General features: G+C 56.2%; 13 protein-coding genes. All 13 read left to right on the top strand.

Annotation, left to right across the window (positions count from 1 at the left end; genetic code table 11):
* Positions 1-388 precede the first annotated feature (388 nt).
* The 13 genes from pflB (at position 389) to I2D57_RS08830 (ending at position 15,106) form a co-directional block, all read left to right on the top strand.
* On the top strand, positions 389-2,440 hold the full coding sequence (pflB, locus tag I2D57_RS08890) for a formate C-acetyltransferase (RefSeq protein WP_055310750.1): 2,052 nt from the start codon (positions 389-391) through the stop codon (positions 2,438-2,440).
* An 85-nt stretch (positions 2,441-2,525) separates the two neighbouring features.
* The gene (gene grcA3, locus I2D57_RS08885) at positions 2,526-2,777 is read left to right on the top strand and encodes an autonomous glycyl radical cofactor GrcA3 (protein ID WP_117746636.1); all 252 of its coding nucleotides are present in this window, start codon (positions 2,526-2,528) and stop codon (positions 2,775-2,777) included.
* 300 nt (positions 2,778-3,077) lie between these two features.
* Entirely contained in the window at positions 3,078-4,088 is a 1,011-nt protein-coding gene (locus tag I2D57_RS08880) for a LacI family DNA-binding transcriptional regulator (protein WP_229055725.1), read from the top strand.
* A gap of 184 nt (positions 4,089-4,272) precedes the next feature.
* On the top strand, positions 4,273-5,655 hold the full coding sequence (locus tag I2D57_RS08875) for a family 43 glycosylhydrolase (protein ID WP_117743236.1): 1,383 nt from the start codon (positions 4,273-4,275) through the stop codon (positions 5,653-5,655).
* 45 nt (positions 5,656-5,700) lie between these two features.
* Positions 5,701-7,152: a PTS transporter subunit EIIC gene (locus tag I2D57_RS08870; RefSeq protein ID WP_195362213.1), complete on the top strand. Its 1,452-nt coding sequence runs from the start codon at positions 5,701-5,703 to the stop codon at positions 7,150-7,152.
* Between the two features lie 101 nt (positions 7,153-7,253).
* A complete protein-coding gene (locus I2D57_RS08865) occupies positions 7,254-8,696 on the top strand; it encodes a glycoside hydrolase family 32 protein (RefSeq protein WP_195362212.1) in 1,443 nt (480 codons plus the stop codon).
* 277 nt (positions 8,697-8,973) lie between these two features.
* The gene (locus I2D57_RS08860) at positions 8,974-9,828 is read left to right on the top strand and encodes a DegV family protein (protein WP_195362211.1); all 855 of its coding nucleotides are present in this window, start codon (positions 8,974-8,976) and stop codon (positions 9,826-9,828) included.
* A 187-nt stretch (positions 9,829-10,015) separates the two neighbouring features.
* Positions 10,016-10,834, top strand: coding sequence for a pyruvate formate-lyase-activating protein (gene pflA / locus I2D57_RS08855; protein WP_195362210.1), 819 nt, complete (start codon positions 10,016-10,018; stop codon positions 10,832-10,834).
* Between the two features lie 264 nt (positions 10,835-11,098).
* A complete protein-coding gene (locus I2D57_RS08850) occupies positions 11,099-12,217 on the top strand; it encodes a serine hydrolase (protein ID WP_195362209.1) in 1,119 nt (372 codons plus the stop codon).
* A gap of 78 nt (positions 12,218-12,295) precedes the next feature.
* Positions 12,296-13,036, top strand: coding sequence for a 5'-methylthioadenosine/S-adenosylhomocysteine nucleosidase (gene mtnN, locus I2D57_RS08845; RefSeq protein WP_055285410.1), 741 nt, complete (start codon positions 12,296-12,298; stop codon positions 13,034-13,036).
* 38 nt (positions 13,037-13,074) lie between these two features.
* Positions 13,075-13,665, top strand: coding sequence for a ribosome biogenesis GTP-binding protein YihA/YsxC (gene yihA / locus I2D57_RS08840; RefSeq protein ID WP_195362208.1), 591 nt, complete (start codon positions 13,075-13,077; stop codon positions 13,663-13,665).
* 93 nt (positions 13,666-13,758) lie between these two features.
* Positions 13,759-14,442 (top strand): DUF3990 domain-containing protein, encoded by a 684-nt coding sequence (locus tag I2D57_RS08835; RefSeq protein ID WP_117758363.1) that lies wholly within the window; start codon positions 13,759-13,761, stop codon positions 14,440-14,442.
* A complete protein-coding gene (locus I2D57_RS08830; RefSeq protein WP_229026434.1) occupies positions 14,408-15,106 on the top strand; it encodes a helix-turn-helix transcriptional regulator in 699 nt (232 codons plus the stop codon). Before I2D57_RS08835 ends, I2D57_RS08830 begins: the two co-directional genes overlap by 35 nt.
* The last annotated feature ends 211 nt before the right edge of the window (positions 15,107-15,317 follow it).

The raw sequence follows: 15,317 nt of genomic DNA, 5'->3' as shown, positions 1-15,317 counted from the left end.
CTGTAGGGTCTTTGGGACACTTTACCCTGCTAAAGCTGGCATAACAGCTAGAGCGAACGTCGTACAAAGGCAAGGAAAAATAACATACAAATCGGTGAACGGTAGTTGTTCGCGCTCGCGTTTCCTGCGGATTTGTAAAAAACGCCCTTATGATATAAAAAAAGAAACATATAACAGCCCAGATGGAGAGGGTCGCTATGTTATCCTTCTCAGACGGGTGAAATCTTGGGTTTTGGGTTGTAGTTCCAAGGTGGACAAACGTTTTCCCCGCACCAACGTGTGGTGAAGAACGGAAGAAGCCGGTAGTGCAAGCCGATAATTCAAGAATTCAATAAGCAGCGGTGTGAGAGAGCGCCGCATTACACGTAACTAGGAGCGTGGTTACACAATGCAGGAGGCATGGGAAGGCTTCAAGGAAGGCATCTGGACGGGAGAGGTTGACGTCCGAGACTTCATCCAGAAGAACTACACCCCCTACGAGGGCGACGAGTCGTTCCTCGCCGGCCCGACCGAGCGTACCAAGGAGCTGTGGGGCGAGGTTCTCGACCTGCTGCTTAAGGAGCGCGAGCAGGGCGGTGTCCTCGATATGGACACCAAGACCGTTACGGGTATCGTGAGCCACCCCGCTGGCTACATCGATAACGCCCACCGCGAGAAGGAGACCATCGTCGGTCTCCAGACCGACAAGCCGCTCAAGCGCGCGCTGCACGTCAACGGCGGTATCCGCATCGCTTGCCAGGCTGCCAGCCAGCACGGCTACAAGGTCGACGAGAACGTTGTCGAGCGCTACACCTTCGAGCGCAAGACCCACAACGCCGGCGTCTTCGATGTCTACACCCCCGAGATGCGTGCTTGCCGCTCGGCTCACATCATCACCGGTCTGCCCGATGGCTATGGCCGCGGCCGCATCATCGGCGACTACCGTCGTGTTGCCCTGTACGGCGTCGACTACCTGATCAAGGACAAGGAGGCCCAGAAGGCTTCCACCCCGACGGTCATGACCGCCGACAACATCCGCGATCGCGAGGAGCTGCAGGAGCAGATCCGCGCCCTCGGCGAGCTCAAGATGATGGCCGAGACCTATGGTTTCGATATTTCCAACCCTGCTACCAACACGCAGGAGGCCATCCAGTGGATGTACTTCGCCTACCTTGCTGCCGTCAAGGAGCAGAACGGCGCTGCCATGTCCATCGGCCGTACCTCTACGTTCATCGACATCTATGCTGAGCGCGACCTTGCCAACGGTACCTTCACCGAGGAGCAGATCCAGGAGTTCGTGGATCACTTCATCATGAAGCTCCGCATGGTCAAGTTTGCCCGTACCCCCGAGTACCAGGCCCTGTTTACCGGCGACCCGCAGTGGGTCACCGAGTCCATCGGCGGCATGGGTGTCGACGGCCGTACGCTCGTTACCAAGATGAGCTACCGCTACCTGCACACGCTCGAGAACATGGGCACCAGCCCCGAGCCCAACATGACCGTTCTGTGGTCGACCCGTCTGCCCGAGAACTTCAAGAAGTTCTGCGCCAAGACTTCCGTCGCTAGCTCCTCGATCCAGTACGAGAACGACGACCTCATGCGCGTCTATCATGGCGACGACTACGGCATCGCCTGCTGCGTGTCCTCCATGCGCATCGGCAAGGAGATGCAGTTCTTCGGCGCTCGCGCCAACCTGGCCAAGTGCCTGCTGTACGCACTCAACGGCGGTGTTGACGAGGTCTCCAAGAAGCAGGTCGGCCCCAAGTATCGCGCCGTCGAGGGCGATACGCTCGATTACGACGACGTTGTGGCCAAGTACAACGACATGATGAAGTGGCTCGCTGGCGTGTACGTCAACTCGCTGAACATCATTCACTACATGCACGACAAGTATTGCTACGAGCGCATCCAGATGGCTCTGCACGACAAGCACGTGCACCGCTGGTTCGCTACGGGCATCGCTGGCCTTTCCGTCGTGGCTGACTCCCTGTCCGCCATCAAGTACGCCAAGGTCCACCCCGTCCGTGATGAGAACGGCATCATCGTCGACTTCGAGACCGAGGGCGAGTTCCCCAAGTACGGTAACGACGACGACCGCGTCGACCAGATCGCTCACGACGTTGTGCACCAGTTCATGGAGTACATCCGCATGAACGACACCTACCGCAACTCCGTGCCCACGACCTCGGTTCTGACCATTACCTCCAACGTCGTGTACGGTAAGAAGACCGGCTCCACGCCCGACGGCCGCAAGGCTGGCCAGCCGTTCGCCCCGGGTGCTAACCCCATGCACAAGCGCGATAGCCACGGCGCCATCGCTTCGCTGTCTTCGGTTTCCAAGCTCCCGTTCCGCGATGCTCAGGACGGCATCTCCAACACCTTCTCCATCATCCCGAGTGCGCTCGGCAAGGAGGACCAGGTGTTCTTTGGCGATATCGACCTTGATCAGCTGGGCGAGTAACTATTGTTAGTGCTATACTAACAATAACGATTACTGATTAGCGCGCCGGTTTCGGCCGGCGCCTATCAATCGAAGGAGACACATTATGAAGGTTTCTGAAGTTTCCGAGACTCAGGCCGATAACCTGGTCCACATGCTCGACGCTTACGCCGAGAAGGGTGGCCACCACCTGAACATCAACGTCTTCAACCGTGAGACGCTGCTCGACGCTCAGGCTCACCCCGAGAAGTACCCGCAGCTGACCATCCGCGTTTCCGGCTATGCCGTGAACTTCCACACGCTCACCAAGGAGCAGCAGGACGAGGTCATTGCGCGTACCTTCCACAACAAGTTCTAAAGGGGTTTAACTCCCGCAGGATCGCCGGGTCGTCTTGGGTTACTTTCCAAAACGTCCTCGGACATGCAAAGGGCTCCGCTGCGCGCTTCGCGCGGCGGAGCCCTTTGCGTCCTGCGGGACGTTTTGGAAAATAACCCAAAACCGGCCATGTGGGGTCCTTTGGAGTCACCCTTTAGGCGGAACTCTCCTAATTATTTGGATGAGTCGTTTACTTACTTGTACTGTTACCGTCATCCCGCTGTTGTTGGGGTATGCTTTGTTCGTATGTAAACGTATGACATGTTGATGCGGGAGGGTGCTATGGCTCGCGAGAGTGCTCGTTCTAAGGATACGGCTAAGCCTGGCATCAAGGAAGTTGCGGCGGTGGCGGGGGTTTCGCCTACTACGGTATCTCGCGTGCTTAATAATCGCGGCTATATTAGCCAAGAGACCCGCGATAAGGTCCATGCCGCGATGAAGCGCATCAACTATACGCCCAACGATATCGCCCGTGCCATGCTCAACGGTCGCCTGAATCTTATCGGTATGATCGTCCCCTATGTCAGCAGTCCGTTTCATGCCCAAGTGGTTCAAGTCATTGAGCATACCCTGGCCGAAAACGGTTTTAAGATGCTGCTGTGCAATAGCGCCAATCGACCCGAGCTTGAGCGCTCTTATATCGACATGCTTCGACGCAATATGGTTGATGGCGTCATCGTCAACTCGCTTAATATCGGTGCCGAGGCGTATGCCGAGATGGGCTTGAGTCTGGTTGGTATCGACTGCGACCTTGGCGAAGCCTCTGTTCAGATTGCGAGCGACAGCTATAGCATCGGCGAACTTGCCACGCGTCGCCTGATCGATGACGGATGTTCACGCATCCTGTGCCTGCGCAGCAATAGCCGCATGCGCATGCCTGCCAATAAGCGTACCGATGCCTACCTCGATGTTGTTGAGCAGGCCGGTTTGCCCGCGCTTGTCCGTGAGGTCGAGTTCGTTAAGCCCGACGACGAAAAGAGCGCGGTCGTTGCGAAGATCCTCGATGAGAACCCCGATATTGACGGCATCTTTGCGGGAGACGACACGATGGCGGCTATCTGTCTTAACGTGATGAAGCAGCGCGGCTTGAGCGCTCCGGGTGATATTAAGGTCGTGGGCGCGGATGGTGCCCGCCGCACTATGACGTTTATGCCTGACTTAACAACCGTACGCCAAGATATCGATCGCATCGGTGAGCTCGCGGCGCAATCCATCGTCGCTCTTGTTAACGGCGAAAAGCCCGAATCGAATATCAAGCTCCCCGTTGAACTCATTGAGGGTAAAACCGCGTAGTTCATCCCGTGCCAAAAGAATTCCTCAAACGCCTCTGATGACCGTTCGCCGGCATATGTCAACCGTTTGCCGACGACTGGAACTGCGAAAAGACGTATTGGTGTGAAAACGTTTGACATATGAAAACGATTGACATATCTTGCAGTTGTACCGAGTTAGTATCTCGTGAGAAAGGAAGTCTCGGATGCACAAGGTGTATTACCAGCCTGAGGGAATTTGGGTAGGCGACATCATGCCGTACGGCGAGGACGGCACGTTCTATCTCTATCATCAGCGTGACACGCGAAACCCCGGACCTTTCGGAGAGCCGTTTGGCTGGGCACTCGCGACAACCAAGGACTTCGTCAATTACAAAGACTTTGGCGAGAGCCTTGAGCGTGGCGGCGACGAGGAAGTCGACCAGTATGTTTATGCCGGCACGGTGTTTAAGGTGGGCGACAAGTACCATGCGCTCTACACTGGTTGCAATCGCGATAAGGTCAAGGCACGCTTGATGAAGCAGGTTCTTCTTCACGCAACGAGTGACGACGCCGTCAAGTGGGAGAAGAACATCGCCGAGACGCTGCTTCCGCCCCAGGAGGGTTACGATGACCGCAACTGGCGCGATCCCTTTGTGCTTTGGGATGAGGAGAACGAAGAGTACATGCTCATCCTCGGCACGCGTGTGGGCGAGGACAAGCGTCTGATGACCGGTCGTCTGGTCAAGTTCACCTCCAAGGACCTGGATACCTGGGAGTTCCAGGGCGACTGGTGGAATCCGGGCCTGTACACCATGTTCGAGATGCCTGATCTCTTTAAGATGGGCGACTGGTGGTATCTGGTGTTCTCCGAGTACAGTGATGGCAACAAGACCCGTTACCGCATGTCTCGCTCTATCAACGGTCCTTGGATCACTCCTGCGGACGATTCCTTCGATGGCCGCGCGTACTATGCCGCGCGTACCGCATTTGACGGCGAGCGCCGCGTTCTCTTTGGTTGGGTTCCTACGCGTGACGAGGGCGGCGACCCCAGCTCTTACCTGTGGGGTGGCACCTTTATGCCCCTCGAGATCGTTCAGCGTGCCGACGGAACGCTCGGCACCAAGCTTCCTGACAGCATGCTTGGCGCCTTTGGCGAGGCTAAGGCAGTCGAGGCCTTTGAGCTCTCCTGCGAGTCGGGCAAGGTCGAGCAGGTGCTCGCCGCGGATGCCGGTTCCACCTATATGCTCGATGCCGACATCGAGCTCGCCGGTGACGCTGCCGGCTTCTCGGTGAAGCTTGCCGAGGACGCCGAGTCCGGTCTTGCCTATGAGTTCCGCGCCAACCTGCGTGAGGGCAAGCTCGAGTTTACGGCGGCGCCCCAGTATCCGTGGTTCCAGGTCAACAACATGGGCCTCGAGCGTCCGTTGTTCTTTAAGGGCGAGGGCACTCATCATGTGCGCCTGGTCGTTGACGACGATATCGCGACCATCTTTGTCGATGATGTTGCGCTTAACGCTCGATTCTGCAATAAGCAGGGCCAGGGTGTGGCGCTGACGGTCACCGACGGTACGCTCAAGTGCGCAAATGCAACGATCGCGTCTCTGTAATGGCATCAAAACGTTTTATGATTTCGTAAGGGAATGGAGAGGAACATGGACTACAAAGTAGTGTCTCAGCAAGTCGTCGATAACGTCGGCGGTCTGGAGAACATCGAGGGCGCCACGCATTGCGTTACGCGTCTGCGTCTGGTGCTCAAGGATACGAGCAAGTACAACAAGGCCGAGCTCGAGAACATCGATGGCGTCAAGGGCGTGCTGTACAACAGCGGCCAGCTCATGATCATCTTCGGTACCGGTACCGTCAACAAGGTCTACGATGAGTTTATGGCTCTGACGGGCGTTAAGGAGATCAGCGCTTCCGAGGTCAAGGGCGCCGAGGCGGACAAGAAGGGCAAGTTCTTCTCGGTCCTCAAGGTATTCTCGGACATCTTTATCCCCATCATTCCCGCTTTCGTCGGCGCTGCTATCATCATCGGCCTTAAGTCGCTGATCGTTGCCAACGGCCTCTTTGGCATGGAGGGCAGCCTCGCCGATCACAGCGAGTTCCTCAAGAACCTCGCAAGCTTCTTTGCCATTATCGCCACCACCTTCGACTACCTACCTGTCCTGGTTATGTACAGCGCGGTCAAGCGTTTTGGCGGTAACCCGATCCTGGGCATCCTCGTCGGTATCGTCATGGTTCACCCGAGCCTTATGAACCGTAACACGTTCGTTATGGACCCGACGGGTGCTGAGTACTGGAACTTCGGTCCGCTCTCCATTCCCATGGTTGCTTTCCAGGGCGGCGTGTTCCCTGCAATCCTGACTGCCTGGTTTATGGCCAAGGTCGAGAAGATTGCCCAGAAGTACATCCCCGAGGTCGTCTCGTTTGTCTTTGTCCCGACCGTCACCCTGATTCTTGCCAACGTTGCCCTGTTCACCGTGTTTGGCCCGCTCGGCAACCTGATCGGCGACGTCCTTGCCGGCGTAATCGATGTCCTGTACAACAGGATGGGCGTCTTTGGTGCCTTTGTCTTCGCTGCGTTCCTGCAACCGCTCGTCGTTACCGGTACGCATCAGTTCATCCAGGGTATCGAGGCTAATCTCGTTGCCACGACCGGCTTCAACTACATTCAGGCTATCTGGTCTGTTTCCATCATCGCCCAGGGCGGCGGCGCCATCGGCATGTATCTCATTCACAAGAAGCATTCCAAAGAGCGCAACATCTGCATGTCGTCCTTTATCCCGACGCTGGTCGGAATCTCCGAGCCCGCTATCTTTGCTGCAAACATGCGCTACTCGATCATTCCGTTCATCTGCGCTTGCATCGGTGCAGGCTGCGGCGGTGCCTTCGTGAAACTCTTTGAGGTACGCGCTATCGGTCAGGGTCTGACCGGCGTGCTTGGCCTGCTCATCGTCACGCCCGAGACCCTCGTGTGGTATGTGGCTGGCAATCTCATCGCCTTCATCGTGCCGATCGTCTTGATCTTTGCCTACAACAAGGCAAAGGGCGTGCCGACCACCGATGAAGAGGGCGCTGGCGCTGGCTTCGACGTTAGCTTCTAGTTGAGCCGTTCAGCGTAATGTGCGGATAAGTCCATTTGGGGAAGGGCGTTCGGCTCGTGTGAGTCGAGCGTCCTTTCCTATAGACGAGAAGGTCAATGGCGATGTTTAATCAAAAAAACAAGGTGATGCGTGCGGACTATGAGCAGTGGCGTGCCGGACAGGATGAGACGGCGGCTCGCATCGCGTCCGACCCCGATAGGCTTTTGTTCCATGTGGAGCCTGAGCTTGGCTGGCTCAACGACCCCAATGGTTTGGTTCAGATTGGTGATACGTATCACATCTATCATCAATACGATCCGTTCGATGCTGCGCATGGCGGTCCAGTGCTTTGGAACCATCTGACGACAAAGGATTTTGTGACGTACGAGAATCACGGTCCCGTGCTGTTCCCCGATTCCGATTTGGATTCGAGTGGAGCGTATTCTGGTTCTGCCTTTGTACGTGATGGCAAGATTCACTACTTCTATACCGGCAACGTTAAGCATTTTGACCGTGATGATTACGACTACGTGTTGACGGGCCGTGAGCAAAACCAGATTCATATGGTTGCCGAGAATCCCGACGAATTGGGCGAGAAGCGCATAGCTGTTGGGCCGGTCGATTACCCCGACGATATCGGTACGCACGTGCGCGACCCCAAGATCCTTGAACACGACGGTATCTACTACATGGTTCTGGGCGCTCGTACGAAAGACGACCGTGGCTGCGTGCTTGTCTATACCTCGCGCAATCTTGAGGACTGGAGCTATGCGACGCGCATTGAGTTGGGCGAGAAGTTTGGCTTTATGTGGGAGTGCCCCGATCTGTTTGAGCTCGATGGCGAGCTTATTCTCGTTTGCTGTCCGCAGGGTGTGCCTGCCGATGGTTGGCGTTACCGCAATCCGCATCAGTGCGTGTGGTTCCCCATCGAGGCCGATTGGGAGGCGCCGAGCTTTAAAATCGTCGGGAAGGGCATGCCCCCGATGGTCGATGCCGGTTTTGATTTCTATGCCCCGCAGTCCTTTGAGGACGCTGCGGGTCGGCGTTTGATGATCGGATGGTCGGGTTGCCCCGATGCGACGACAGAAAGCCCGACGGCGGCGCGCGGGTGGCAGTGCGCGCTGACGATGCCGAGAGAGCTGAGCATGCGCGGCGGCAAGCTCTGCCAGTGGCCGGCGCACGAGATTGAGAGGATGCGCGGCGATTGCGTTCGTGCTGTAGGCGGTGAGACCGTTGAGGAGCCGGGACGCCTGTTTGATGTCGTGGTTTCCTGCGAGGGAGCCAAGATGATCGAGCTCGAAATCCGCAAGGGTGTCTTTGTGCGTTATACGGACGGGATGCTTACCCTCGATATGGGCGACGAAGGCTATGGACGCGACCAGAGGTCGATCGAGCTCGGCGAACTTCGCGACCTGCGCGTGCTTTCGGACACTACGATGGTCGAGATTTTTGCCAACGGTGGCGAGGCGGCACTTACGAGCCGTACCTATTCGCCGGCGGTTCCGACGATGGAGCTGCACGCCGAGGGTGCGGCGTCGATGGATTTCTACCGCCTCGCTCATTAACCGTGCATGGAGCACGATTGGACTTGTTGGGCGGAATGTGTCGCAGTTGCCGCGGCCAGCTACCGCTTATCGCGTATAGCGACCGTTTGCGGAATAAGTAACACTCCTTAATAAACCGTGTAGAATCTCAGTTAAGCACGGAGTTTTCCAGGGAGACGCTGTCCTTTGTTGTGTGCAAGGGACGGCGTCTCTTTGGCGCTTGGAGGCCGTTCTGCAGCAGGACGGCGGACGTGCGTCATATATTAAAAAACCAACGTCGAGATGGGTCGTGATAAGAATGGGCAAGTACGTAATCGTGGTTGAATCTGGTTCGGATGTGACGCCAGAGCTCTGCGAACGCTACGGCATCGTGCGCGTGCCCATGCATGTCACGATTGGCGACGAGACCGTCGAGGACGGCTCGATTGATCCGCTCGAGATTTATTCGCGCTGTAACGAGTTTGGTGTGATGCCCAAGACCAGTGGCTGTTCGCCAGCGGATTTTGCGCATGTGTACGACCGCATCCATGCCGAGCAACCCGACGCGACTATTTTGCATCTTGCATATTCCGAGGCCACGACCTGCTCGCATCAATCATCGAAGATCGCCGCCAAGGGTCGCGATTACGTCTACTCCATGGACACGCGCTTTGTCTCGGTAGGCCAGTCGCTCGTTGTCGTCGAGACCGCCAAATACATCGAGGCTCACCCCGATGCCACCGTCGACGAGATCTTTGCATTTACGAACTCCGTCATGGACCGCGTGCTGCTGGGCTTTGTTCCTACGGACCTTGCCTTCCTTAAGGCGGGCGGTCGCTTGTCCAACGTCGCGTTCCTGGGCGCCCATCTGCTCAAGATTAAGCCCTGCATTGAGGTAACGGGCGGCAAGTTCGTGGCAACCAAGAAGTTCCGCGGCTCTATGCTCAAATGCGCCCGCGCTTTTATTGACCACATGGTTGCCAAGGGCGAGATCGACTACTCGCACATTGGCTTGGCATATTCGGTAGGTCTTTCCGAGGAGCTGCGCGACGACATGGAAGTCTATGCGCACGACCTGGGCTTTAAGGACGTTACCTGGACTCAGGTCGGCGGCGTCATCTCGAGCCATTGCGGCCCGACCGCCTTCGGCGCGGTGCTCACGCTCAAGGCGTAAGGCCTGGCGTCTATCGATATCTATTGCCTCGGCGGCGGGCGGGCTGCGATAACCCTCCCGCCGCTCTTGCGTGGGGTCAAATAGAACAACCCAATTGACCGCTAAACCATTTCACCATCATGCGTATGGGCTAGAATGGCTCTGGCATTTTAATTGGTTGCATCCAAGGAGAGGCAAGGTAGCGCGAATGGCAGAAATGACGCTTGAGGGTGTGGACGCTCGTCCCGAGGACTCTGCGTTTGCCCTTGGCCGCGTGCATTCGATCGAGACGATGGGAACGGTCGACGGACCCGGCATCCGCTTTGTGGTGTTTGTTCAGGGCTGTCCCATGCGCTGCGCGTATTGCCACAATCCCGATACCTGGTCGGTCAACGGCGGCACCATGGTGACCGTCGAGCACCTCATGGATGAGTTCCAGAGTAACCACGAGTTCTATCGCAGCGGCGGAATTACGGTGTCCGGCGGCGAGCCGCTCCTACAGCCTGAGTTTTTGGCCGACCTGTTCCGTGCAATGCACAACAACCCCGATGGCCGCGTGCATACCTGCTTGGACAGCTGCGGCTATGCGTTCGATCCCAACCACCCCGAGAAGTTCGATGCCGTTCTCAACGAGACCGACATGGTGCTGCTCGACATCAAGCATGCCGATCCGGCTGAGCATAAAAAGCTGACCGGCTGCGATCCTGCACGTATCCTGGCGTTTGGCGATGAGCTGGCGCGACGCAGGATCAAGGTCGTTATCCGTCACGTGGTGGTGCCGGGCATTACCGACACGGTGGAGGAGTGCGAGGCACTCGGTCGCCTCATCGCTCCATGGCACAACGTGGTGGGCCTGGAAATGCTGCCGTATCACACGATGGGTGTCGTCAAGTACGAGCAACTGGGCATTCCCTATAAGCTCGAGGGCGTGCCCCAGATGGATACCGCGCGCATGCCCGAGTTGCGCAATGCCGTTATGACCGGCATGAAAAAGCGCCGCGCGGAGCTCAAAAACGCTATCGGATAGCATGCCATTTTCGTTCCCCAAGGGCACTCATTGGGGACAGACTTAAATGAGTGTCCCTGGGCACCTAGTTGATTGCTAAAGAGCCCCGTCCTAAAAAGACTGCTCTCTGGGTTGCGGTGAGATGCGCAACAGAATCGTGCCATTTGGATAAATACGCTTGTGGTTTCTTTAAAGACACCTTAAACGCCGCTGAATATCTTTGGAAAGAAATGCCTGCTCGGTATCATGCTGCTCGTATATAAACGGTGGCAGTCAGGAGACCACGTGCGAAACATCGCATCGCGGGACGAGTATGCGCCGCAGCATGGCAGCAGATATAAGACGAAGGGCACGTCTTCGCGTGGCCTTGCCAGCGCTCGCATCCGCGTGAGGAAGATTGCCGCCATTGGGATGCTAACGTCGGCGGTTATTATCCTCGGAATTACCGTTAAAACCTACGCCTCGGAGCGAACGGTGCGCCCAGATGCGTCAACGGTACAGCTGCAAAACGAGAAGGTTTCAAAGTCCAAAGCGTCGGCAGATCAAGCTCTGTCGACGGCAGATCTCAAGACGAGACTTTCGAAGGCGGACTTCAACGATATCCCTTCGGGTGATACCGTTCGGACCTTCTCGTTGGTGGATAACAAGACTCCTGCCTTGGAGGATGAGAGCCTTGCCTCGCTCCAGGATGCCCTGTGTCGGGCGCAGGAGCTGGGCGATGTGGGTGTAGTGTTCTACGACCTATCGAGCGGTAGGGGCGTGACGTATAACGCCGATGTCGAGGTGTATGGAGCGAGCAGCTACAAAGCGCTGTATGCGCTCTATATTTGCGAGACGTTGGTCGAATCGGGGCAGGTGTCGCTCGATGGGCCTTTAGCCACGTATGGTGGTTACAGCATGGGCTGGCAGACGGTGCGCAACCTTATCGAGAATGTCGTCGTCAACTCAGACAACGATTCGTTTATCGCGTTACGCGCGGCGTTTGACCATGATGGCTATGAGGATTGGATTGCCAATCTGGGTGTTGATGGCGAAACGGCACTGAATCCGATGAGTGATTTTCCGACCTACTGCCCGCGCACCTCGGCAAAGTTGTGGCGAGAGATGAGTGAGTATTTGAGCTGTGACACCGAGGCGTCGCAATGGCTGTCGGGCCTTCTGGCATCAACATCGCGCTCGTTTATTCGCGATGGCATTGCGGACGAGCAGGTTTTGGTGCGCAACAAGGCAGGCTGGATTAGCGAGGATGGTTACTACTCGACATGCGATGCGGGCCTTATCGACATCGATGGCTGTACCTATGTCATGGGTATCATGACATCGATGCCGTGGAGCGACCGCTCGAGCGAGGTTACGGCCGCGATTGCAAAGGCTCTGTTTGATACGCGAGCTGCACTGGCTTAGCGTGTTCGTTTGACGAGGTCAAACAAAATGCTGGTACCATACCGTGGTTGAGAATTTCGAATAGGTTTGGGGAATGGTATGGCTACCATCGCGATTATCGGTGCGCTCGAAAAAGAGATCATGCAGATTAAGGAAGAGCTGAGCGACGTTTGCGAGGCACGGGAGGCGGGCTTGACCGTTGTGAGCGGTGAGCTCGACGGCCTGACAGTTGTCGCCACAACGGCGGGCATGGGCACGGTGAACGCCGCTGCTGCAACACAGCACCTCATTAGCAAGTATGCTCCGCAGGCTGTTGTGTTTTCGGGCATTGCGGGCGGTTTGAACCCCAAGCTCCATATCGACGACGTGGTCATTGGCAAACGCCTACGCTATCTGGATACCGATACCGCGCTTATCGCCGAGTCCGCACCGGGGCTCGAGGAGTTTGGCTCGACGCCCGCGCTGGTCGATATTGCCGCCGACGTGCTTGCTGAGCGTGGGTTTGTTGACGCTTCGACAAATGCAGTCGCTTCGAATGAGGGCACCAAGCAGTTCCTGGTCGGCACGATTGCCACGGGTAACCGCTTTGTGACGGGCGCCACCATGCGCAACGACGCTATCGAGGCGACGCATGCCGATTGTGTCGGCATGGAGGGCGCGGCAATTGCCCATGTCGCAACCAAAAATGGTGTCGATTGCCTGGTGTTGCGCGCTATCAGCGATAATTGTGACGAGGCGTACGATGCAATTTGCGAGCGCGAGTTCGATCTGTTCGAGTACGCGCGTGTCGCAAGTGACATCACGCTCGATATCGTCCGCCGCATTGCCGCTGCGCAATAGCGCGTCTATTTGTAAGAACCTACGACCAAGGAGTGTCCATGGCCGATTCCATTAACTATCAGCTTGCCAAGTTCGTTGCCAGCTACGGCAAGGTTTCGCAGATTCCCGAGTCCACCTGCCCTGAGGTGAGCTTCGTCGGCCGCTCCAACGTGGGCAAGTCCTCCATCATGAACAAGCTATTTGGCCGCAAGAACCTGGTCAAGGTTTCGAGCACGCCGGGCAAGACGAGCAACATCAATTTCTTCGAGGCCGACGACGTGCATTTCGTGGACCTGCCGGGCTACGGTTTCGCCCGTCGCTCCAAGGCCGAGCGCGACCGCTGGGCCGAGCTTATCGGCGACTTTTTCGACTCCGAGCGCAGCTTTAACTTGGTCGTCTCGTTGGTGGACATTCGTCACGACCCCAGCAAGCTCGACCACGACATGATCGACTACCTACAGGGCAACGAGTTCAACTTTATCGTCTGCCTCACCAAGGCCGACAAACTCAGCCGCACCCAGCAGGCTCGCCAAGCAGCAGCCATCAAAAAGCAGCTCAACGTCCCGGCCGAGAATGTAATCATCACGAGCTCCCAGACCGGCGTGGGTATCGACGAACTAAAAAAGCGCATCGCCGAGGCCTGCCTCTAGTCAGGGTTAAACCGTCAAAAGCCCCCGTTCATATCACCCCAGTGATAGTTATTGGTAAACTATCACTGGGGTGATATTTTTTAGGAGGTCGATATGGAGCTTTGGCACGGGTCGGAGGTTGTTGTCGAGCATCCATCGTTGGATAAATGCAGGCAATTCAATGACTATGGGCGCGGGTTTTATTGCACACCGCATGAGGAAATGGCAATGGAGTGGGCATGTCGGACCGAGTCTGATGGCATTGCCAATCGATATGAGCTTGATTTAGATGGCCTTGCGATTTTGGATTTGGAATCAGGTGAGTTCTCGATTCTCAACTGGCTTGCAATTCTGGCGAATAACAGAGAGTTCAATGTTTCAACGCCAGTAGCACGCGAGGGGCTTCGTTATCTGCTGGATAACTGCCTGATTGATATTTCTCCCTATGACGTTATTCGAGGCTATCGTGCAGACGATTCCTATTTCTCGTTTGCAAGACAGTTTGTCAACGGCATGATCTCGCTCAGGCAATTGCAGCGCATTATGTTTTTGGGGGATTTGGGCATTCAATATGCGCTTATGAGTGAGCGTGCGTTCTCGGCGATTAAGTTCCGCGATTGGAAGCAGGCTTCGGGAGCTGAGTTTTATCCCAAACGATTTGAGCGAGAACAGAACGCTCGACGAAAGTACCTGGATACGGTAAACGGATTTGACTCTGATGGTGTCGACATTAGGGATTTGATGGCAGGGAGGGTTGATTTAAATGATCCAAGAGTTAACGGATCGTGGGCCGAGTAGGACATATCCCGTCTATTACCTTGAGGACGCAATGAACAACCTCGGGGATTGCTTCGACTATGCCGTTAACGATTACGGAGCAGAAGGATCGGAAGTTGCTGAACTCTTTTGCCTGAGCGGCGTAGCTCGCGAGTTCGAACGCGGCAACGCATGGGTAGTGTCGGGAAAGTCGGGCGTTGAACTATTTGCGCTCATCTCCGAAAGATCTGGTTACCAAACAGGGTCGATGCCAGATCGGACCTACCGATTTGAGAAGACACCAGAATATTGGACGGGCTGGATACTGGCATATTTGCAGTGGCGCCTAGGGGGATCGTTCGAAGATCTGCTTCATGTTGTTCCATTTGATGCGCTGCGAAACCTGTACTACCCCTGGCATGAGGCCTCGGAGGAGCGCGTGGCGCGCCTTGTCTGTGATATGGCGAAGAAGGCGCCGCGTCAGACTAAACTGGCGCTAGCAAGAAAGAGGATTAAAAAAACCCAACAAGACCTGGCATACGAATCGGGTGTATCGCTCCGTTCAATCCAAATGTACGAACAGCGCCAGCGAAACATCAACGAAGCCTCGGTAACGACAGTGAGGGATATTGCAAAAGTCCTACACTGCAACATCGAAGACCTCCTAGAACCAGTCTTCGAATACAAAGAAACAAGCGCAGCGTAAACCAAGCGCACAGGCGAAGCCTGTCACTAGTAAGTGCCCCTATCTAGCAAGAGCCCCTACCAATAAAAAGCAACTATCAGCCCGGCGCTTTTACAAAGCGTAGGTCCCTGTAGCCGCCGTCAGCGAAGCTAACGTAGGGGAGGCCAGGGGCTTTGCCCCCAAATCTTTCCGCAGGACGGCAGGACCCCCGCCGCACGAAGTGCGCAGCGGG

The organism is Collinsella aerofaciens (assembly GCF_015553355.1).
GTDB lineage: Bacteria > Actinomycetota > Coriobacteriia > Coriobacteriales > Coriobacteriaceae > Collinsella > Collinsella aerofaciens_V.
This window is presented reverse-complemented; position numbering and strand designations above follow the sequence as displayed.